The organism is Leclercia sp. W17 (assembly GCF_003336325.1).
In the GTDB taxonomy this organism is placed as follows: Bacteria; Pseudomonadota; Gammaproteobacteria; order Enterobacterales; family Enterobacteriaceae; genus Enterobacter.
Map to the genome: position 1 here is coordinate 4,134,858 of NZ_CP031101.1, position 20,961 is coordinate 4,155,818.

The 20,961-nt window shown below is 56.6% G+C and carries 20 protein-coding genes and 1 other annotated feature; of the genes, 5 read left to right on the top strand and 15 right to left on the bottom strand.

The features are described from left to right. Positions 1 to 3: 3 nt before the first annotated feature. From thrB to yjjY, 5 genes are all read right to left on the bottom strand, one after another. Entirely contained in the window at positions 4 to 933 is a 930-nt protein-coding gene (thrB, locus tag DVA44_RS20510; RefSeq protein ID WP_103178196.1) for a homoserine kinase, read from the bottom strand. 1 nt (position 934) lies between these two features. Beyond that, the gene (gene thrA, locus DVA44_RS20515) at positions 935 to 3,397 is read right to left on the bottom strand and encodes a bifunctional aspartate kinase/homoserine dehydrogenase I (protein WP_114315931.1); all 2,463 of its coding nucleotides are present in this window, start codon (positions 3,395 to 3,397) and stop codon (positions 935 to 937) included. A 25-nt stretch (positions 3,398 to 3,422) separates the two neighbouring features. After that, positions 3,423 to 3,541: a sequence feature (Thr leader region), on the bottom strand. Next, on the bottom strand, positions 3,480 to 3,548 hold the full coding sequence (gene thrL / locus DVA44_RS20520; protein WP_103181027.1) for a thr operon leader peptide: 69 nt from the start codon (positions 3,546 to 3,548) through the stop codon (positions 3,480 to 3,482). Its footprint overlaps the feature before it by 62 nt. Before the next feature lie 212 nt (positions 3,549 to 3,760). Continuing rightward, a complete protein-coding gene (locus DVA44_RS20525) occupies positions 3,761 to 4,447 on the bottom strand; it encodes a tRNA/rRNA methyltransferase (RefSeq protein ID WP_114387982.1) in 687 nt (228 codons plus the stop codon). A gap of 399 nt (positions 4,448 to 4,846) precedes the next feature. Then, positions 4,847 to 4,987 carry a protein YjjY gene (gene yjjY / locus DVA44_RS20530; RefSeq protein ID WP_001541509.1) on the bottom strand — a complete coding sequence of 47 codons (141 nt, stop codon included), beginning with the start codon at positions 4,985 to 4,987 and terminating at the stop codon, positions 4,847 to 4,849. A gap of 95 nt (positions 4,988 to 5,082) precedes the next feature. On the opposite strand from yjjY, the gene arcA reads away from it, so the two are divergent. Then, the gene (gene arcA / locus DVA44_RS20535) at positions 5,083 to 5,799 is read left to right on the top strand and encodes a two-component system response regulator ArcA (RefSeq protein WP_039030451.1); all 717 of its coding nucleotides are present in this window, start codon (positions 5,083 to 5,085) and stop codon (positions 5,797 to 5,799) included. Positions 5,800 to 5,844: 45 nt separating this feature from the next. On the opposite strand, the gene creD is transcribed toward arcA, so the two are convergent. From creD to creA, 4 genes are read right to left on the bottom strand one after another with little or no spacing between them, the layout of a single operon-like run. Continuing rightward, positions 5,845 to 7,194, bottom strand: a complete 1,350-nt coding sequence (gene creD / locus DVA44_RS20540; protein ID WP_114387983.1) for a cell envelope integrity protein CreD — start codon at positions 7,192 to 7,194, stop codon at positions 5,845 to 5,847. A 58-nt stretch (positions 7,195 to 7,252) separates the two neighbouring features. Continuing rightward, entirely contained in the window at positions 7,253 to 8,677 is a 1,425-nt protein-coding gene (gene creC, locus DVA44_RS20545) for a two-component system sensor histidine kinase CreC (RefSeq protein WP_114387984.1), read from the bottom strand. Beyond that, positions 8,677 to 9,366, bottom strand: coding sequence for a two-component system response regulator CreB (gene creB, locus DVA44_RS20550; protein ID WP_103178191.1), 690 nt, complete (start codon positions 9,364 to 9,366; stop codon positions 8,677 to 8,679). The genes creC and creB overlap by 1 nt, the downstream gene beginning before the upstream one ends. A gap of 14 nt (positions 9,367 to 9,380) precedes the next feature. Then, on the bottom strand, positions 9,381 to 9,851 hold the full coding sequence (creA, locus tag DVA44_RS20555; RefSeq protein WP_103823187.1) for a protein CreA: 471 nt from the start codon (positions 9,849 to 9,851) through the stop codon (positions 9,381 to 9,383). 212 nt (positions 9,852 to 10,063) lie between these two features. Here creA and robA point away from each other — a divergent pair, with 212 nt between their 5' ends. Further along, the gene (robA, locus tag DVA44_RS20560) at positions 10,064 to 10,933 is read left to right on the top strand and encodes an MDR efflux pump AcrAB transcriptional activator RobA (RefSeq protein ID WP_114387985.1); all 870 of its coding nucleotides are present in this window, start codon (positions 10,064 to 10,066) and stop codon (positions 10,931 to 10,933) included. On the opposite strand, the gene gpmB is transcribed toward robA, so the two are convergent. Then, positions 10,930 to 11,577 (bottom strand): 2,3-diphosphoglycerate-dependent phosphoglycerate mutase GpmB, encoded by a 648-nt coding sequence (gene gpmB / locus DVA44_RS20565; RefSeq protein WP_103823185.1) that lies wholly within the window; start codon positions 11,575 to 11,577, stop codon positions 10,930 to 10,932. The two genes, robA and gpmB, sit on opposite strands and share 4 nt — an antisense overlap. 49 nt (positions 11,578 to 11,626) lie before the next feature. Between gpmB and yjjX the strand changes: the two genes are divergently transcribed. Further along, positions 11,627 to 12,142, top strand: coding sequence for an inosine/xanthosine triphosphatase (gene yjjX, locus DVA44_RS20570; protein ID WP_114388460.1), 516 nt, complete (start codon positions 11,627 to 11,629; stop codon positions 12,140 to 12,142). A 60-nt stretch (positions 12,143 to 12,202) separates the two neighbouring features. Here yjjX and trpR read toward each other — a convergent pair whose 3' ends face one another. Together trpR and sltY are read right to left on the bottom strand one after the other, a co-directional pair. After that, complete coding sequence (gene trpR, locus DVA44_RS20575; protein WP_103178187.1) at positions 12,203 to 12,529, bottom strand: trp operon repressor; 327 nt, start codon at positions 12,527 to 12,529, stop codon at positions 12,203 to 12,205. A gap of 55 nt (positions 12,530 to 12,584) precedes the next feature. Next, complete coding sequence (gene sltY, locus DVA44_RS20580) at positions 12,585 to 14,522, bottom strand: murein transglycosylase (RefSeq protein ID WP_114387986.1); 1,938 nt, start codon at positions 14,520 to 14,522, stop codon at positions 12,585 to 12,587. A 220-nt stretch (positions 14,523 to 14,742) separates the two neighbouring features. Between sltY and ettA the strand changes: the two genes are divergently transcribed. Further along, the gene (gene ettA / locus DVA44_RS20590) at positions 14,743 to 16,410 is read left to right on the top strand and encodes an energy-dependent translational throttle protein EttA (RefSeq protein WP_103178185.1); all 1,668 of its coding nucleotides are present in this window, start codon (positions 14,743 to 14,745) and stop codon (positions 16,408 to 16,410) included. Positions 16,411 to 16,534: 124 nt separating this feature from the next. Here the strand turns inward: ettA and nadR are convergent, their stop codons facing one another. From nadR to serB, 3 genes are read right to left on the bottom strand one after another with little or no spacing between them, the layout of a single operon-like run. Next, on the bottom strand, positions 16,535 to 17,767 hold the full coding sequence (nadR, locus tag DVA44_RS20595; protein ID WP_103178184.1) for a multifunctional transcriptional regulator/nicotinamide-nucleotide adenylyltransferase/ribosylnicotinamide kinase NadR: 1,233 nt from the start codon (positions 17,765 to 17,767) through the stop codon (positions 16,535 to 16,537). Between the two features lie 35 nt (positions 17,768 to 17,802). Then, positions 17,803 to 19,188: a DNA repair protein RadA gene (radA, locus tag DVA44_RS20600; RefSeq protein ID WP_114387987.1), complete on the bottom strand. Its 1,386-nt coding sequence runs from the start codon at positions 19,186 to 19,188 to the stop codon at positions 17,803 to 17,805. A gap of 11 nt (positions 19,189 to 19,199) precedes the next feature. Further along, positions 19,200 to 20,168, bottom strand: coding sequence for a phosphoserine phosphatase (gene serB, locus DVA44_RS20605; protein ID WP_103178182.1), 969 nt, complete (start codon positions 20,166 to 20,168; stop codon positions 19,200 to 19,202). Positions 20,169 to 20,290: 122 nt separating this feature from the next. Between serB and DVA44_RS20615 the strand changes: the two genes are divergently transcribed. Further along, positions 20,291 to 20,938 carry a YtjB family periplasmic protein gene (locus DVA44_RS20615; RefSeq protein WP_114387988.1) on the top strand — a complete coding sequence of 216 codons (648 nt, stop codon included), beginning with the start codon at positions 20,291 to 20,293 and terminating at the stop codon, positions 20,936 to 20,938. The last annotated feature ends 23 nt before the right edge of the window (positions 20,939 to 20,961 follow it).

Below are 20,961 nucleotides of genomic sequence, written 5' to 3' on the forward strand. Positions count from 1 at the left end.
CGTTTATCCCAGTACTCGTGCGCCCGCCGTATCCAGACGGCAAATATGAACAAAGCCTTCCTGATTTTGCAGGTAATTTTTCTCCAGCCAACCTGCCACCCGCTCAGCCGTATCCGGTTTGTCGCACAGCGCAAACAGGGTCGGTCCGGAACCGGAGATGCCGCAGGCCAGTGCGCCAATATCCAGTGCGGCGCTGCGTGCCTCGTCAAAGCCAGGCAGCAGCTTAGTGCGGTACGGCTCGGCAATAACATCTTTCATCAGTTTTGCTGCAAGCCCTGGCTGACGGGTATAGCAGGCATGAATAAAGCCCGCCAGATGACGGCCATGGGCGATGCAGTCCTGACGGCGATACTGCGCCGGCAGAATAGCGCGCGCTTCCGCGGTCGATACTTTGATGCCCGGATAGGCCAGCACCCACAGCCACTCATCAAAGCCTGGCACCTGCTGGCTGATGATGCCGTTCTCTTCGATCATCAACTGCATGCCGCCCAGGAAACAGGGGGCGACATTATCATAATGAATGCTGCCGGAGATGCGCCCTTCCAGCTCTCCCATCAGGGCCAGCAGGCGAGTGTTATTCAGCGGCTTGCCGCAATGTTCGTTCATCGCCACCAGCGCGGCGACGACGGAACAGGCGCTGGAGCCCAGCCCGGAGCCAATCGGCATGCTTTTTTCCAGCGTCATGGCAACAGGGACGTTTTTACCGATCTCCTGACAAAAACGCTCCCAGCACTGATAGACAATATTTTCCCGCGGCTCGCTCGGCAGCTTGCTGGCGAAACGCCCGACGTTGTTCAGACTGAAGCTGTCCGCCGCTTCTACCGTAACCGTATCACCCAGCAATGCGCCATTCACTGGCGTCACCGCCGCACCCAGCACATCAAACCCGACGCTCATATTGGCGCTGGAAGCCGGGGCATAAACTTTGACCATGTTAAACTCCTAACTTCCATGACAGGGTACGCAGCAGATCGGCAAACACGCCCGCCGCCGTCACATCATTCCCCGCGCCATAGCCGCGAAGGACCAACGGCAGTGGCTGATAATAGTGGCTGTAAAACGCGAGGGCGTTTTCGCCGTTTTTCACTTTGAACAGCGGATCGTTACCGTCGACCGCCGCCACTTTGACACGGCAGACGCCATCTTCTTCAATGTTGCCAACATAGCGCAATACCTTGCCTTCATCACGGGCTTTTGCGACCCGGGAGGCGAAAGCGTCATCCAGCTGCGGCAGATTCGCCATAAAGGTGGCGACATCGCCAGCGTGGTCAAAACTCTCCGGCAGAACCGGTTCGATTACGATATCCGACAGCTCCAGCTCACGTCCCGTTTCGCGGGCGAGGATCAGCAGCTTGCGCGCCACATCCATGCCGGAGAGATCGTCACGGGGATCGGGCTCGGTGTAGCCCAGCTCACGCGCCATTTTGGTCGCTTCCGACAGGCTCATGCCTTCGTCCAGCTTGCCAAAGATAAAGGAGAGCGAACCCGACAGAATGCCGGAGAAACGCTGCAGTTCATCCCCGGCATTGAGCAGGTTTTGCAGGTTTTCGATAACCGGCAGCCCGGCGCCGACGTTGGTGTCGTAGAGGAACTTACGGCGGGATTTTGCCGCCGCGTGGCGCATCTGATGGTAGTAATCCATCGACGAGGTGTTGGCCTTTTTATTTGGCGTCACCACATGGAAACCTTCACGCAGGAAGTCGGCATACTGATCGGCCACCGCCTGGTGGGAGGTACAGTCGACAATCACCGGATTCAGCAGATGATACTCTTTGACCAGGCGGATCAGGCGGCCAAGGTTAAACGGCTCTTTCGCCTCCGCCAGCTCTGCCTGCCAGTTCTCGAGGTTCAGCCCGTGAACGTTGGTCAGCAGGGCTTTGGAGTTCGCAATGCCGCAGACGCGCAGATCGATATGCTTTTTCTTCAGCCACTCCTGCTGGCGCTTCAGCTGCGCCAGTAACGCACCGCCGACCCCGCCGACGCCAATCAGGAACACCTCAATCACCTGATCGGTGTTAAACAGCATCTGGTGGGTGACGCGCACGCCGGTGGTCGCATCATCATTATTCACCACCACGGAGATGGAGCGCTCTGAGGAGCCTTGGGCAATGGCAACAATATTGATGTTCGCCCGCGCCAGCGCCGCAAAGAACTTCGCGGAGATGCCGCGCAGGGTGCGCATACCGTCGCCCACCACCGAGATAACGGCCAGACGCTCCTGTATGGAGAGCGGCTCCAGCAGCTCCTCTTTCAGCTCCAGGTAAAATTCCTCTTCCAGCGCCCGGCGCGCGCGCAGGCAGTCGGCCTGGTGTACGCAGAAGCTGATGCTGTATTCCGAGGAGGACTGGGTGATTAACACCACCGAGATGCCGTTGCGCGACATGGCCGCAAACACGCGCGCCGCCATGCCAACCATCCCTTTCATGCCTGGCCCGGAGACGCTGAACATCGCCATATTATTGAGGTTGGAGATGCCTTTTACCGGCAGGCCATCTTCATTGCTGCTGGCGCCAATCAGCGTGCCTGGCGCCTGTGGATTACCGGTGTTTTTAATCAGGCAGGGGATCTGGAACTGGGCGATTGGAGCGATAGTACGAGGGTGAAGCACTTTGGCGCCGAAGTAGGAGAGCTCCATCGCTTCCTGATAAGACATCGACTTCAGCAGGCGGGCATCGGGCACCTGGCGGGGGTCGCAGGTATATACGCCGTCGACGTCAGTCCAGATCTCACAACAGTCGGCCCGCAGGCAGGCGGCCAGCACAGCGGCGGAGTAGTCGGAACCGTTACGGCCCAGCACCACCAGCTCCCCTTTTTCATTCCCGGCGGTGAAGCCCGCCATCAGGATCATGTGGTCGGCAGGAATTTTGCCTGCCGCAATGCGACGGGTAGATTCGGCAATATCTACGGTTGATTCGAGGTAATGGCCAACAGCGAGCAGTTTTTCAACGGGATCGATCACCGTGACGTTATGGCCGCGCGCTTCCAGCAGGCCCGCCATAATGGCGATAGAGAGTTTTTCACCGCGGCAGATCAGCGCCGCGTTGATGCTGTCCGGGCACTGCCCCAACAGGCTGATACCATGCAGAACGTGTTTAATCTGAGCGAACTCTTGCTCAACGAAGGCTTTCAGTTGGGCGTGAGGAAAGCCAGGCTGTGCATCCGCCAGGCCCTGCAGCAGGCTGGCAAAGATCTGCTCAGCGTCGCTGATGTTCACCAGTGCATCCTGACCCCCGATGGTTTTTTCAATCATCGCCACCAGGTGATTGGTAATTTTAGCCGGGGCAGAGAGAACCGTCGCCACCTGCCCCTGCCTGGCATTGCTCTCCAGGATGTCGGCAACACGCAGAAATCGTTCTGCATTTGCCACTGATGTACCGCCGAACTTCAACACTCGCATGGTTGTTACCTCGTGATCTTTAGCCGAAAAAAAAGCCCGCACTGTTCAGGTGCGGGCTTTTTTCTTTTCTTTCCTGTACGCGTCAGCCCGCACCGTTACCTGTGGTAATGATGATGGTGGTGGTAATGGTGGTGATGCTGATGCGTTTCATGGATGTTGTGTACTCTGTCATTATTATCTGTCTGTGCTGTCTGACTCTATTGGTTAAAGCATACGTGCCGGTAAGTCAACGAATTTCTAATTTGATCACATTTTCCGGCCCTTTCACGTATCTCTACCTGAGTTTTTATTTCCGTCCGGATCGGACCGTGCACAGCACATTTTTTGGAGCATTCAACCATAACAAAAAAGTATGACAGCGTTTTACTCTGCCAGTTTTTTTTCGATATCGTGCAGTAATCTGTGCAACATTGCCGTGTCTCGCTGACCTAACAGACCTAACCGCTGCTGTAGCCACTCCGCCATTTTCTGATCGTCGGCGACATTCAGCGAGGTCAGCAGGCGTTCGGTACGCGTACGCAGAGCAGAAAGCTGGTTTTCATCCACCTCAGCCGGAGGTGAAGCAGGATTTTGCATCAAGGATGCTAATTGATAGCAATACACCATCACGGCCTGACCTAAATTTAGCGACGGATAATCTGCCACCATCGGCACGCCGGTCAGCACGTCCGCAAGTGCCAGTTCCTCGTTCGTCAGGCCGGAATCTTCCCGGCCAAAAACCAGCGCCATGTTGGGCAGCCACTGGCTTTTTTCTGCCAGTAACGGCACCAGCTCAGCGGGCGTGGCGTAGTAATGAAACTTAGATCGGCTACGGGCGGTGGTAGCGACGGTAAAAGAGATATCGTGCAGCGCGTCGGCCAGAGTTTCGTAAGTAGTTAAATTATCAAGGATATCTCCCGACCCATGGGCAACCCAACGTGCCGCAGGTTCGTTGTGCGCATCGCTGGCGACAATACGTAAATCGGTAAACCCCATGGTCTTTATTGCCCGTGCGGCGGCGCCGATATTTTCTGCTCTTGCTGGGGATACCAGTACGATAGACAAATGCATTTATGCTCTCTTTTTAGGCAGTTAGCCGATAAAAATGTGATACGCATCATTATATTACGCATCACGAATTTACAAATTCGCAACAGAAATCACCGAAATAGCGTTTCACTACAAATTAAAAATACTAAACTATTTCATGGATGAACTTTAAGGGATAATGTTAATGAATAACGCTTATCCCTATGTTTAATAATGATAATGATTTCTCAGGTTCAATGTTGACATTGGATTCACCTTGTTTATTAATTAACGGTCGCAACTAGTTGGTTTGTTGAAAATTTGTGACAAAGGCTAGCGATCCGCTACGATGATTTCATCAAACTGTTAACGTGCTACAATTGAACTTGATATATGTCAACGAAGCGTAGTTTTATTGGGTGTCTGGTGTCACTTAGCCTGTTATGTTGCTGTTAAAATGGTTAGGATGACAGCCGTTTTTGACACTGTCGGGTCCAGAGGGAAAGTACCCACGACCAAGCTAATGATGTTGTTGACGTTGATGGAAAGTGCATCAAGAACGCAATTACGTACTTTAGTCACGTTACGCCGGTCATGTTAATTTGTGGCATGTATCAGGCAGGTCAGGGACTTTTGTACTTCCTGTTTCGATTTAGTTGGCAATTTAGGTAGCAAACATGCAGACCCCGCACATTCTTATCGTTGAAGACGAGTTGGTAACACGCAACACGTTAAAGAGCATTTTCGAAGCAGAAGGCTACGATGTCTTTGAAGCGACCGATGGCGCAGAGATGCATCAGATCCTTTCTGAAAATGATATCAACCTGGTTATCATGGACATCAACCTGCCGGGTAAAAACGGCCTTCTGCTGGCACGTGAACTGCGTGAACAGGCGAACGTTGCGTTAATGTTCCTGACTGGCCGCGATAACGAAGTTGATAAAATTCTTGGCCTGGAAATCGGCGCGGATGACTATATCACCAAACCGTTTAACCCACGCGAGTTAACCATTCGTGCACGCAACCTGCTGTCCCGCACCATGAACCTGGGCACGGTCAGCGAAGAGCGTCGTAGCGTAGAGAGCTACAAATTCAACGGCTGGGAACTTGATATTAATAGCCGTTCTCTGGTGAGCCCGCAGGGCGACCAGTACAAACTGCCGCGCAGCGAATTCCGCGCCATGCTGCACTTCTGCGAAAACCCGGGCAAGATCCAGTCCCGTGCAGAACTGCTGAAAAAAATGACCGGCCGTGAGCTGAAGCCGCACGACCGTACCGTTGACGTGACTATCCGCCGTATTCGTAAACACTTCGAATCCACGCCGGATACACCAGAAATCATCGCCACCATTCATGGTGAAGGCTATCGTTTCTGCGGCGACCTGCAGGAATAATTCTGCACATAAGTCATAAAAAACGGCGCCCTGGCGCCGTTTTTTTTATTTCCATAACCGCATCGTATCTTTATCCGTTGACCCGGATGGCGCCGTGCGCTTCGGCTGGGAGAGCGAGTACCAGTCAAAGTGGCGCGTGAGATACATTACCGCGAACAGGGCCAGCGCCAGCACCGCAGAGCCCAGCAGCAACGCACTCTCTTCTGAACGCAGCAGGAACCACATCACCACGTCCAACCCCAGCAGCGCCAGCACAAACAGGCCACTGCGTTTCCAGCTTTTCAGCACTGCCTGCAGATAGACGCCGTTCATTAGCGCCCCCACCAGGCTGGCGATAATCCATGCGGGTGTAAAGCCCACATGCTCAGACAACGCCAGTAGCACCAGATAGAACAGCACCAGCGCCAGTCCCACCAGCAGGTACTGCATCGGGTGCAGCCGCAATCCGGTTAAAGTTTCAAAGACGAAGAAGGCCATAAACGTCAAAGCAATCAGTAAAATGGCGTACTTAATCGCGCGGTCGGTCAGCTGATACTGATCCGCGGGGGTCGCCACCGTGACGCTAAACGCCGGGATCGCACTCCATTCAGCGACCTCGTTGTCGTTGAACCAGCCCGCTAGGTTGTTCGCAAACCAGCTGCTTTTCCAGTTTGCCTGGAAACCGGACGCGCTAATCTCGTGCTTAACCGGCAGGTAATTGCCCATAAAGCTCGGGTGCGGCCAGTTACTGTTCAGGGTCATTTCGCTGTTACGCCCCACCGGAACCACGGCAAAGCTGCCGGTACCAGCCAGATTGAGCGACATCTCCAGCGAGACGGTTTTTGCCGCCAGCGCGTTGTCGGTCAGTGGGATGTGAATGCCGGATAACGCCCCGTACACCCCGGCGCCAGGCTCGATACTTAACGTCTCACCATTGATTTTTGAGATGCTCACTGCCCCTATTCCGCGCGCATCCCCGACGCCGACCACAATAAATGGCTTGCCGAGCGTCATCGTCTCACCCTGCAACTCCGCCAGTTTTTCCGTCGTAAACTGCGCCTTAATGTTGAGATCGGTATTCCAGATTTGCCCGTCATAGATGCCGATATTGCGTGTCTGCACGTGCTGATTGCCCACGACCTGTAGCGTCTCCGGCAGGATGAAGTGCATATAACGCTTCTTATACTCCACCTTTTTCGCCTCTTCCTGTTTGTAATAAACCTCCGTTACCGGAATGGCGATCAGCGGGCCCACCAGCTGCTGCGGGCCGCTGGTACTCTGGCGGAGGGTGTTTTCGACCTCGTTGCGATAACTCTCACGCTCCGAAATCAGATTGCCCACCAGCATCAGTGGGACGAGTAACAGCAGAATGCACCCCAACAGGGTGCTGACTTTCCAGAACAGGGGGGATTTCATATCAGGTCTCCTTTGTGATGAGGAGAGCCTAACCAGGCTATGTGGGGCCAGTTTGAAGTTATGTGAAGGGACGGTGAAGTATCAGGGTGGCCGTCACGCCGCCGTCAGTTCGGTTTCGCAGATCGATGCTCCCCTGATGCAGACGCGCCACCTCCAGCACAAAGGCCAGCCCGAGCCCGCTGCTTTTCAATCCGTTCTCGCGCGGGAGAGAGTAGAAGCGCTCAAAGATTCGCGCCTGCGCATAATCCGGAATACCGCTTCCGTTATCCGTCACGGTGATGGTGACCTGCCTGAACGCCTGCGTAGCGGCAAGCTGGATCGCCCCACCCGGCGGGGTAAAGTCGATAGCGTTATCCAATAAATTGCCCAGCGCCTGCTCAAGCAGATCGGCATCGCCCTCCACGTAGCACCCGCTCCTTTGCCAGTTCAGGGTGATGTTTCGGGAGGCCAGCGTCGCCGCGCGCGCATCGGCAAGGCGTGTAAACAGCGCATCAATGCTAACACTGACCGGAACGATCTCGACCCTGTTTTCCAGCCTGGCCTGAGCGAGAAGTTTTTCAACCAGCGACTGCATGCGCGCGTTTTGCGCCAGGATATTATCAATAAACCGCGCCGCCACCTGCGGCGGGGGCTGCTCTGCCAGGATCTCCGCCGCACCGCGGATCGCGGCCAGCGGGCTCTTCAGTTCGTGGGTGAGCGCATGCACATAATTTTCGATATCATTTTTTCCCTCCAGACGAACACGCATGTTCTCCAGCGCCTGCGCCAGTTTGCGCAGTTCACTGCTGCCCGGATCGGGCAACGGCAGCGGCGTATCATTGGTCACCGAGTCGGCATAGCGCGACAGGGTGTTAATCGAGCGGTTGATCCACCAGGCCACCGCCAGACCAATGAGCAACGCAATCCCCAGCAGCGCGCCGCCGGCCCACAGGATCCGTCGCTCGCTGCGCTGGATCACCGGCGCCATCGCGCTATTAGGCTTGCCAACCGACAACACGCCGATAATCTTGCCCCGATCGACCACCGGCGCGGCAACGTACATGACCGTGCTCTCCGGATCCTGCGGATCGCTCGGCGTACTGCGGGCGCCATACTCCCCACGCAGCGTCAGCCAGACGTCGTTCCAGCGCGCGTAATCCTTCCCCACGGCCAGGCCGGCGGAATCAAATACCACCCGGCCGCGGGCATCGGTCATGTAGACATGATATTCGTTACGCACTTTATGAATGCCGCCAATATTGGCGCGAAACGGGCGCTGGTGGAGCCGGGAAAAGGCCTGCGCCAGCTTGCCCTCCTGCGGGTTGCTTGCCAGCAGATCGTCTCGTCCCACTTCCGCCAGCAGCGTCGCGGTGTCAATCAACGTGCCTTCGGTTGCCCTGCGCACGCCGGGCTTAATCTCCTGAACAAAGATCGACAGCACAAACCACGCCGCGATGGCCACAATCAGGAAGTATCCCAGCAACAGCCGCATGCCTATGCGCATTAATATAATCCCAGGCTATAACCCATGCCGCGATGGGTGCTGATAGGGGAAAGCTGGTCATTCACGGCCCGCAGCTTGGCGCGCAGGGTTTTAATATGGGTATCCACGGTGCGATCGAAGCTGTCGCCCTCCTCTCCCCAGACTTTATCCATCAGTTGCTGGCGGGAATAGACGCGCCCCGGCGCGTTCAGCAGCGTTTTAAGCAGCAGGAACTCGTAGCGTGTCAGGGGTAATGGCTCACCAAACCAGCTGATTCTGGCGGCAGGTTCATTCAGTTCAAACTCGCCGATACGGACAATCTCTGAAGGCGCAGCGGACTTTTGCATGCGCCGTAAAATGGTTCGCACCCGGGCGCATACCTCCCGGGGCGAGAAGGGTTTGGCGACGTAATCATCGGCGCCGATCTCCAGACCGAGCAGCTTGTCCACTTCATCGCTGCGGGCCGTCAGGAACAGCACCGGTAGCGAAGGATGCCGGGCCAGCAGCTGACGGCAGAGCTCAAAACCGCTGATATCCGGTAGCCCCACATCCAGGATGGCGAGCGCCGGGCTTTGTCGGCGCGCTTCCTCCAGCACCGGCAGGCCACGTTCAAAGGCCTTTACCGCAAATCCCTCCTGCTGGAGCATGTAGATCAGCGTATCGGCGATGCTGATTTCGTCTTCAACCAGCCAGACCACAGGTTGCTGCATGGCGTGTCCCTGAATTAATGCCACGGCATAATGGGCACCGCGCTGAGCGCGTTTTTCGGTGAACCTTCAACGACCTTGTCCGAGTAGGCCAGATAAGCCAGCGCGTTACGCTTCGCATCATAGAAACGCACCACCTGCAGTTTTTTGAACACCAGCGAGGTGCGTTTCTGGAACACCACGTCGCCCTGCGCCTTACCGTTTTTGATCTTCTCGCTCAGCTCAACCGGCCCCACCTGCTGACAGGAGATTGCCGCGTCGGAGGTGTCTTCCGCCAGCCCAAGGCCCCCTTTTATCCCGCCCGTTTTTGCGCGACTGATATAGCAGGTCACGTTTTTTACATCGGGATCGTCAAAGGCTTCGACAACAATTTTATGGTCCGGCCCGAAAACTTTGAACACGGTATCGACAGAGCCAATCTCCTCTGCCTGCACGGCGCGCCCCATTAATAACAGCAGCGTCGTGACGATCAATGTCTTGTATTTCATATTGTTACCATATTTGAAAATTGAACTGCGTAATTATTCAACAATCATATAAAAAAAGCAGCAAGATCACAGCATTAGAAAATATTCTCCTGGATCACCAGGAAAACCGCATTTAAGCGCAAAAAAAACACTGAATGCTAAAACATCAAAAAATGCTATTATCCGCTAACCTGTTAGCAGGGTACCTGCTGTATTAAGGATGAGGATAGTATATGGATCAGGCTGGAATTATTCGCGATCTTCTTACCTGGCTGGAAGGCCATCTGGATCAGCCTTTGTCACTAGATAATGTGGCGGCAAAAGCGGGATATTCTAAGTGGCACTTACAGCGGATGTTTAAGGATGTCACAGGTCATGCCATTGGTGCTTATATCCGCGCGCGTCGCCTGTCCAAGTCCGCCGTGGCGCTTCGCCTGACTGCGCGTCCGATTCTGGATATCGCTTTACAGTACCGCTTTGATTCACAGCAGACCTTTACCCGCGCGTTCAAAAAACAGTTCTCGTTGACCCCTGCGCTCTACCGCCGCTCGCCGGACTGGAGTTCGTTCGGGATGTGCCCGCCGCTGCGCCTCGGCGAGTTCACCCTGCCTCAGCATGAGTTCGTCACTCTGCCAGAGACGCACCTGGTCGGTACGACGCAAAGCTACTCCTGCTCGCTGGAGCAGATCTCCGAATTTCGTCATCAGATGCGCGTTCAGTTCTGGCGTGATTTCCTCAGCCATGCGCCAGCTATTCCGCCGCTGCTATATGGCCTGAACGAGACGCGTCCAAGTCTGGAAAAAGATGACGAGCAGGAAGTGTTCTACACCACGGCATTAACGCTGGAAATGGCCAATGGCTATATTCAGGGGTCGAAACCGGTGGTGCTGGAAGGCGGTGAATATGTGATGTTCACCTATGAAGGGCTGGGTACCGGCGTGCAGGACTTTATCATGACGGTCTATGGCACCTGTATGCCGATGCTGAACCTGAACCGCAGAAAGGGGCAGGATATTGAGCGTTACTATCCGTCAACGGATGTTAAACCGGACGAACGCCCAATCGATCTGCGCTGCGAATACCTGATTCCTATCCGCCGTTAACGCTGCAGCTCATCTAATGCAGGGGCATCGAGATGCGAGATATCCCCTGCCATCTCCACAATCCAGCCTGAAGCCAGCCATGGACTTTGCTGATAGTCGATGCGGGAAAGCGAGCAGTTACGCAGACGCAGGCGACGTTCAGCCCAGGCCGGAAGCCCAAGGATGGTGCTGACCAGACAACCCAACGCCATTCCGTGACTCACCAGCAATGGCCGACTGCCCTCGGGAAGATCCAGGCAGGCTGCCAGTGCCGCATGCATACGCTCGCTCAGCTCCAGCATCGATTCGCCTTGCGGAATACGGCCATCTTCGCTGCCGTTAACCAGCGTACGACGCCAGGACTCTTCTTCTTCCGTCAGGGTATCGATAAGACGCTGTTCCAGCACTCCCATATCCAGCTCACGCAGGCGGGCATCCACGGTGACATCGCAGCCGCAGGCCTGCGCGATAATCTCCGCTGTGCGTCGCGTGCGACCTAAATCGCTGGCGATGATATGGGTAATGCCCAGCGTTCTGGCGCGTTCGCCAACCTGCCGGGCCTGTTCCTCACCCTTGGCAGTAAGTGGACTGTCTGACTGGCCTTGAATACGTCGCTCGGCGTTCCACTGCGTTTCACCGTGGCGAACAAGGTATACCTGTAACATGCTTTTTTTCCGTTATACTGCGATGATATTTTTAGAGTTAGGCTTAATTATGCACCAGGTTGTCTCTGCTACCACTAATCCTGCCAAAATTCAGGCAATTCTAAGGGCATTTGACGAGATCTTCGGCGAAGGATCCTGCCACATTACATCCGTCAGCGTCGAGAGCGGCGTCCCGGAACAGCCATTCGGCAGCGAGGAAACGCGCGCTGGCGCACGGAACCGCGTCGCCAATGCGAAGGCCGCCTGTCCAGATGCGGACTTTTGGGTGGCGATTGAAGCGGGCATTGACGAAGGCGCAACCTTTAGCTGGGTGGTTATCGAGAGCCGGGAGCAGCGCGGCGAAGCCCGTTCCGCTACCCTGCCGCTTCCGGAGGTCATTCTGGATAAAGTGCGCGAAGGGGAAGCGCTTGGGCCGGTGATGTCGAAATACACCGGCATTGATGAGATTGGGCGCAAAGAGGGGGCGATTGGGGTCTTTACCGCCGGGGCGCTGACGCGCTCAAGCGTTTATCATCAGGCGGTGATCCTGGCGTTGAGCCCGTTTCATAACGCGATATACAGGTAATTACGCCTTATCCGGCCTACGGTACACACGTCTTGTGTAGGCCTGATAAGCGCAGCGCCATCAGGCGTTTTTCAGCAGCACCTGCTCCAGCCACTGGCGTAATTCAACCGGCGCCGATTTCAGGCTGTTCGATCCGCGGGTGATGGTGGCGATCCCCGCCCCCAGCTCGCTTTTCAGTTCGCGCTGGCTCATCTCACCGCGCAGTAACTCTTCGATAATCCGCACCCGGGTGCCCAGCGCCTCGCGCTCGTCGGGGGTGAGCATCAGCTGCAGCAGCGGCAGATGCAGATCCTGTTCATAAGACTGACGAAGCAGCTCCACAAAACGAAGCCACTCCTGATGACGTTGCTCGGCCATCGCCGATGAATAAGGGGAATGCTGGGTCATGTTATGCCGCCTTTCGTACTCTTAAACGAGTACAAGCATAACATAACCCCACCGATCAGTAACGTCGCTGCCACTCACTGTCGCTCATCAGGGTATCTTTCTCTCCCATGAAGTAGCGATAGTAAGCATCATACGCCAGGACGTTTTTCACATAGCCGCGGGTTTCCGAGAACGGAATGCTCTCGACAAACGCCACCGCGTCAATGCGTCCGGCGCTGTTGCCAAGCCAGGTGCGCACGCGTCCCGGACCGGCGTTATAGGCCGCCGAGGCAAAGATGCGGTTATCGCCGAACTGATCGTAGACGCTCTGCAGATAGGTGGTGCCAATATTGATATTGGTCTCCGGATCCAGCAGCTGCGACGGGCTGCTATAGCCCGGTAGATTAAACTTCTTCACCGTATGGGCGGCGGTGGCAGGCATCACCTGCATCAGACCGCTGGCCCCCACCGGCGAGCGCACTTTCGGGTTCCAGGCGCTCTCCTGGCGGGCAATCGCCATCGCATAGCTCTGCGGGATAGTTTTGCCGCGGGTATAGCGTTCGAACAGATCCTTATAGGCCAGCGGGAAACGCTCCTCAAGATGATCCCACAGCTTACCGGCGATCGTCGCCTGCACGCTGAGATCCCACCAGTGATTATCAAAGGCATAGCGCGCCAGTTGTGCTTTTTCCTCTACCGTGCGGCTGGTGACCAGGTTCGCCCATTCGCTGCGGGCGGTGTTGTCCAGATTCCAGTACATCAGCTCGCGCACCCGCGCCATCTCCGGCCCATTTACCAGCGCCGCGTTGACGCCGGACGGCGCTTTATCAATCTTTAAGGTGTACTCCTCGCCGAGCCGCTGGGCCGCGACCATCGGATAGAAACCGCGCTGCTGCATCAGGCTGTGCAGAATCGATTTCGCCTCCTCCTCACGCCCCCGCTCCAGCAGAAGATCCGCCTGCCAGTAGAGCCACTCGTCCTTCTCTTTCGCTTCCATCGGCAAGCGCGCCAGCCAGGTGTTCAGGCCGCGGCGATCGCCATTCCCCAACGCCATGCGCACACGGCGTTCCACCAGCGAGGTGGACTGGGAACGCATGATGGCGTCATCGCGCCAGCGCGCCTGTTCATCGGTGACATCGCTGCCCATCAGTCGCCACGCCACAATATCGCGCAGCTCCTGGGTCTGATCCTCATTGAGCTGCTGCGCCTGGGCAAGGGATGGGATCATCAGCCGGGCGTTTTCCACGTCGTCACGCGCCACGCTGGTGAACGCCACTGCCGCCATCTGGCGGGTAAAATCGGTAGCACCCGTGGTGCGGGCAAAGTCCATCACCGTCTTCGGATCGTTCGCCAGCTGGATCAGCGCGCTGGAGATGGTCTGATACTCGGGGGGCATCTGTCCGGCGAGCGCGGTCACCAGACGGGTGTTGCCCGCTTTCATCGCCAGACGGATGCGCTCCAGATACGCTAAAGGATCCTGCTTGCCGGAGGCACGCCAGGCGCCGAACAGCGAGTCGCAGGCGTTCGGCTGGCTTTTACCGGTGAGCCATAGCTCTTTGGCGCCGTTCCAGGCCTCTTCCTGCTGGCCTGTCGCCCATTTTGCATAATAGTAGTTACACTGCGCTTCGGTAGTGCCCGGCTTCTCCGGGCTAAAGGCCAGCAGGCCGCGCCAGTCTTCACGGCGGGCCAGCTCGTTGACAAAGCGCGACTGTAAGGTACGCGCCGGAGGCAGCGTCGGGTTGGCCTGGATAAAGTTTTTGACGGTGATCGTCGGCTGGTTCATCAGGTCGTCGGTGAGCTGGCGGTATTCCAGATAGGGGTACAGCGGGTAATCTTTCAGCGTCGGCATCAGGGCCTGCACCGTCTCCATCTGTCGCTGATCCCATGCCTGTTTGATCTGGGCATAGCGGTTACGTTGTTCATCCAGTGAATCGGCTCGCGCCGCGCTGCTGATGGTCAGCACGCAGACGCTGGCAGCCAACAGTCGCCAGCCCACTTGTTTGGCTTTTACCACACGCTCATCCTCTGTTAATCGTCATAAAATGCAGCATCGTGCCGCGCAAAAACGTAATTAACTTATGCTAACCAGGCATCCCGCAACGCGCCACGTTACCGACACATTTTTACCTTTCTTGCGCGTTTTAACACTCCTGCCGTCGATGGCTGGGATTAGGCGGGGAAAAAGGCTACACTTCGCCACTATTCTCATCACGATAAAAGAGGCGAAGTCCAACGTGGCTCAATTCGTTTATACCATGCATCGTGTCGGCAAAGTGGTACCGCCGAAACGTCATATTCTTAAAAATATCTCGCTGAGCTTCTTCCCGGGCGCAAAAATTGGTGTGCTGGGTCTCAACGGTGCCGGTAAGTCCACCTTGCTGCGCATCATGGCGGGCATCGATACAGAGATCGAAGGTGAAGCCCGTCCGCAGCCTGGCCTCAAAATCGGTTACCTGCCGCAGGAACCGCAGCTGAACCCGGAGCACACCGTTCGCGAATCTGTTGAAGAAGCCGTTTCCGAAGTGGTTAACGCGCTGAAAGGTCTGGACGAGGTGTATGCGAAGTACGCAGAGCCGGATGCAGACTTCGATAAGCTCGCGGCCCAGCAGGGTAAATATGAAGAGATCATCCAGGCACACGACGGTCATAACCTGAACGTGCAGCTGGAGCGTGCAGCCGATGCCCTGCGCCTGCCAGACTGGGATGCAAAAATTGCCAACCTCTCCGGTGGTGAGCGCCGCCGCGTCGCGCTGTGCCGTCTGCTGCTGGAAAAGCCAGACATGCTGCTGCTCGACGAACCAACCAACCACCTGGATGCGGAATCTGTCGCCTGGCTGGAACGCTTCCTGCACGACTTCGAAGGGACCGTTGTGGCGATCACCCACGACCGTTACTTCCTCGATAACGTTGCCGGCTGGATCCTGGAGCTGGACCGCGGGGAAGGTATTCCTTGGGAAGGTAACTACTCCTCCTGGCTGGAGCAGAAAGATCAGCGTCTGGCGCAGGAAGCCTCTCAGGAAGCGGCCCGTCGCAAATCCATTGAGAAAGAGCTGGAGTGGGTTCGTCAGGGCACTAAAGGCCGTCAGTCTAAGGGAAAAGCCCGTCTGGCGCGCTTCGAAGAGCTGAACAACACCGAATACCAGAAACGTAACGAAACCAACGAACTGTTTATTCCACCTGGAGCCCGTCTGGGTGACAAAGTGGTTGAAGTCAGCAACCTGCGTAAATCCTACGGCGACCGCGTGCTGATCGACGATCTGAGCTTCTCGGTACCGAAAGGCGCGATCGTGGGCATCATCGGCCCGAACGGCGCGGGTAAATCGACCCTGTTCCGCATGATGTCCGGTCAGGAACAGCCTGACAGCGGCACCATCACCCTCGGCGAAACCGTGAAGCTGGCCTCCGTGGATCAGTTCCGCGACGCAATGGATAACAGCAAAACCGTCTGGGAAGAAGTTTCCGGCGGCCTGGATATCATGCGTATCGGCAACACCGAAATGCCAAGCCGTGCCTATGTAGGCCGCTTTAACTTTAAAGGGGTTGATCAGGGTAAACGCGTGGGCGAGCTGTCCGGCGGTGAGCGTGGTCGTCTGCATCTGGCCAAACTGCTGCAGGTTGGCGGTAACATGCTGCTGCTCGATGAACCGACCAACGACCTGGATATCGAAACCCTGCGCGCGCTGGAAAACGCCCTGCTGGAGTTCCCGGGCTGCGCCATGGTGATCTCCCACGACCGTTGGTTCCTCGACCGTATCGCGACCCACATTCTGGATTACCAGGATGAGGGTAAAGTGGAGTTCTTCGAAGGTAACTTCACCGAATACGAAGAGTACAAGAAACGCACGCTGGGCGCCGACGCGCTGGAGCCGAAGCGTATCAAGTACAAGCGTATCGCCAAGTAAAGGCAAAACGGCAACCCACTGGTTGCCGTTTTTATGTGTGCCGGGTGGCGGCTTCGCCTTACCCGGCCTACGGTTTTGTAGGCCCGGCAAGCATAGCGCCGCCGGGCAATTCGCGGCAGAGGGTCTACCCCTTCTCCCCCATCATCTCTTTCACCAGCTCCACGCAGCGCAGGAATCGGTTGTCATAGTCCGCCTCTTCCACATGCACAAAGTCGATATTGTTCGCTTCAAGCATCTCCACCAGCATGGTCTGGAACTCTCTCCTGTCCACCGAACTGCCCAGGCTGCGCATCCCGTCCGCCACCCAAGGGGTGTTGTTTTCCAGCAGGATCACTAAGTCGAAGCGGTACTCGTCGATCAGCGCCTGCACAAACGGGTGCTCGCGCCCTTCATATTTTTTACAGAACGCCTGGGTAGTGACGAAATCGGTATCGACAAACGCCACTTTATTGGCATATTTCACCGCAAAATCAATGTACTGGGCGTGTCCCAGCGCAATCTTGTCGTAGTCGGAATATTGCAGCGCCATCTCGTCGCCGCCGAGGTGCGAGAAGACGTAATCCCGGCCATACTCCCAGGCGCTGGTGGTGTTGAAGATGTTCGCCAGCTTGTTGACCAGCGTGGACTTACCGCTGGACTCACCGCCGAGAATCGCCACCGTACGCACGAAGAACGGCTTCACTTCCGTCGGGATGTACTCCCAGTAGCGGAACGGGTTTTCGCGGATCTGGGCGCCACTGATATTCATAAAGGTGCGTTTAGGGTCGATCAGCACCGTTTCGGTGCCCAGATGTTCGGGATATTGCGAAGCGTCAGACTCTTCAGAGGTGTAGATCCAGTTCGGCTGGATCCCTTTCTCTTCCATAAAGGCTTTTATGCCGTTGCTCCAGACATCCCAGCCGTGGGGATAGGGCTCCATCCCCTCTTCGTTAAAGGCATGAATGCGGATATTTTTCTGGTACTTGAAGGTCTGTAACAGCCAGCGCAGGCGGTCCGGGACGGTGGGCTGCTGGGACATGGCGCTCGCTTCGAACAGCTCGCGGTCGCGCTTGTCGTCGTAGCCCATGATGATGTGCAGTTCGTCCACCTGGCTACAGGCGCGCTGGATGAGGTAGATATGCCCGGTATGCAGCGGATAAAACTTGCCGAACACCACGCCGATGTTCTTCTGCATACGTGGAAACTCAAGCCCCAGAAAGCGGTGCAGCGCTTCCAGCTTCTGCGCGCTGGGGCTTTTGATTTTGGCATTCAGCAGCTGGCTTAAATAGCCCTTGGTCATACCGCTGGCTTCCGCCACCTGCTGCAAGGTACAGCCTTTCTGGCGGATCGCGGTCTTGATATAGTCAAATGACGACATAAATTACGGTGCCTCCTGCAACATCGAATAGATAATTATATGTCGTCAAAGACATTTAACGCATCAGCAAGTTTTTTAACCCCAAAGACCTTCATCCCTTCCGGCACTTTTTTCGGCACGTTGGCGGCGGGCACAATCGCCCGGCGGAAGCCATGTTTTGCCGCCTCGGAAATGCGCTCCTGACCACTCGGTACCGGGCGGATTTCGCCGGCCAGCCCGACCTCGCCAAAGACCACCAGATCCTGCGGCAACGGGCGGTCACGCAGGCTGGAGACCATCGCCAGCAGCAGTGCCAGATCGGCGCTGGTTTCGGTGACCTTCACGCCGCCGACCACGTTCACAAACACATCCTGATCTGCCATCTGCAGGCCGCCGTGACGGTGCAGCACCGCCAGCAAAATCGCCAGACGGTTTTGCTCCAGCCCCACCGCCACGCGACGGGGATTGCCCATCATCGAGTGATCGACCAGAGCCTGGATCTCCACCAGCAGCGGGCGCGTCCCTTCCCAGACCACCATCACCGAACTGCCGGAGGTCACTTCGTCGCCGCGGCTCAGGAAGATGGCGGACGGGTTGCTCACTTCACGCAGCCCCTGCTCGGTCATGGCAAAGACGCCCAGCTCATTCACCGCGCCAAAGCGGTTCTTATGGCTGCGTAGGGTACGGAAACGGGTATCGGCATCACCATCCAGCATCACGGAGCAGTCGATACAGTGCTCCAGCACTTTCGGACCGGCCAGCGCGCCATCTTTGGTGACGTGGCCGACCATGATGATCGCCACGCCGCGGGTTTTGGCAAAGCGCGTCAGATAGGCGGCGGTTTCGCGCACCTGGGCGACGCTCCCCGGCGAGGACTGGATGTCTGCCATGTGCATTACCTGAATGGAGTCGATCACCATCAGCTTCGGCTGCTCTTCTTCAGCAATCATGCAGATCTGCTCGATGCTGGTTTCGGAGAGCATATTCAGCTCGCTGGTGGGCAGCCCCAGCCGGTGGGCACGCATCGCCACCTGCTGCAGCGACTCTTCCCCGGTGACGTAGAGTGTTTTCATCTGCGCCGCCAGCTTGCAGAGGGTTTGCAGCAGCAGGGTCGATTTCCCGGCACCTGGGTTTCCGCCAATCAGAATGGCGCTGCCCGGCACCACGCCGCCGCCCAGCACCCGGTCAAACTCTTTAAAACCGGTTGAGAAGCGCGGCAGAGCTTCAAGGCTGATGTCGGAGAGCTTCTGGACTTTCGATACGCCTGCGTTGCCCGCATAGCCGCTCAGACGCTCGTTACGGGCAACGGTGGGTGAAGCGGCAACTCCGCGCACTTCGGTGATGGTGTTCCAGGCATGACAGGCGCTGCACTGCCCCTGCCAGCGCGGATAATCCGCACCACATTCATTACAGACAAATGCGCGTTTTGGAGCTTTCGCCACGTTTTACCTCTTTATTTCTGGTTTACGCTGCCAGAGAGAATGCAGAACACCCCCATCAGGTCAGCATGACGGATAGTGACTTCCGTCTTTTCATTCACTGTCGGTTTGGCATGGTAGGCGATGCCAAGCCCGGCAACTTTAATCATCGGCAGATCGTTCGCCCCGTCGCCAATGGCCACCGTCTGGGCAACCGGGATCTCATATTTTTCCGCCAGACGCGTCAGGGTGTTGGCCTTGAACTGGGCATCAACGATATCGCCAACCACGTTTCCGGTCAGTTTGCCGTCGCGGATCTCCAGCTCGTTGGCGACCACCGCGTCCAGGCGCAGCTTGTCACGCAGATACTCGGCAAAGAAGGTGAACCCGCCGGAGGCGATGGCCACTTTCCAGCCCAGGGTTTCCAGCTTCAGCACCAACTGCACCAGCCCCGGCATCAGGGGGAGCTTTTCCCTGACCTGCATCAGGATATTTGCGTCGGCATCTTTCAGGGTCGCCACGCGCTGTTTCAGGCTGGCGGTGAAGTCCAGTTCGCCACGCATGGCGCGTTCGGTCACTTCGGCCACCATCTCGCCGGTACCCGCCAGTTTAGCAATTTCGTCGATGCACTCGATCTGGATGGCGGTTGAATCCATGTCCATAACCAGCAAGCCCGGCGTTTTCAGGTGCGGGATTTTACCCAATGGCGCGACATCGAGACCCGCATCATGCGCCAGACGGGTGGCACGCTGGGTCAGGGAACCGGCCAGACGAATCACCTGATAATCTTCCACACACCAGGCCGCCACGATCACCATTGCCGCGCCCAGCTTGCGCTGATACGTCGTTAACTGCTGTTTATCCAGGCCGCGTCCATACAGCAGCCAGCCGCTACGACCAGCATGGTAATCCAGTGGCATTACCTCATCACCACTTAATGAGAGCGGCAATCCTGGCCAGAGAGAGAGATCATTGGGCAGGTCGCACCAGGTAATGTTTGGCATTAAAGCTCCTGTAAAATCGTTCGCGCCGGGAATCATCCAGGGGAGGGAAAATAACGCATGAGGCTACCTTGTAACCATCACTTCTGGCAACATTAACCCCGAAAATTTTCAGCAGGTGGAATATGGCTCGTGCAAAACTGAAATTCCGGCTTCATCGTGCCGTGATTGTCCTCTCCTGTCTCGCCCTGTTAGTGGCGCTGATGCAGGGCGCATCGTGGTTCAGCCAGAATCATCAACGGCAGCGTAATCCGCAGCTTGAAGAGCTGGCGCACACCCTGGCGCGTCAGGTGTCGCTCAACATCGCCCCGCTGATGCGCACCGAAACGCCGGATGAAAAGCGCATCACCCAGGTGCTGCATCTTCTGACGGAAGAAAGCCGCATCCTGGATGCCAGCGTTTACGATGAAGAAGGAGCCCTCATTGCCCGCTCCGGCGAGCATGTTGACGTGCGCGACAGGCTGGCGCTGGATGGTAAAAAAGCGGGCGGCTACTTTAACCAGCAGCTTGTGGAGCCGATTCAGGGTAAAAACGGCCCGCTCGGCTATCTGCGTCTGACGCTCGACACCCATACTTTGGCCACCGAGGCCAAGCAGGTGGATAACACCACCAATATTCTGCGCCTGATGCTGCTTTTGTCGCTGGCGATCGGCGTGGTGCTGACCCGCACGCTGCTGCAGGGCAAACGCACCCGCTGGCAGCAGTCGCCGTTCCTGCTCACCGCCAGCAAGTCGGTGCCTGAAGAGGAAGAGAGCGAAAAGAAAACCGAGTGATTGAGTCGATAACCGTTTCAGGA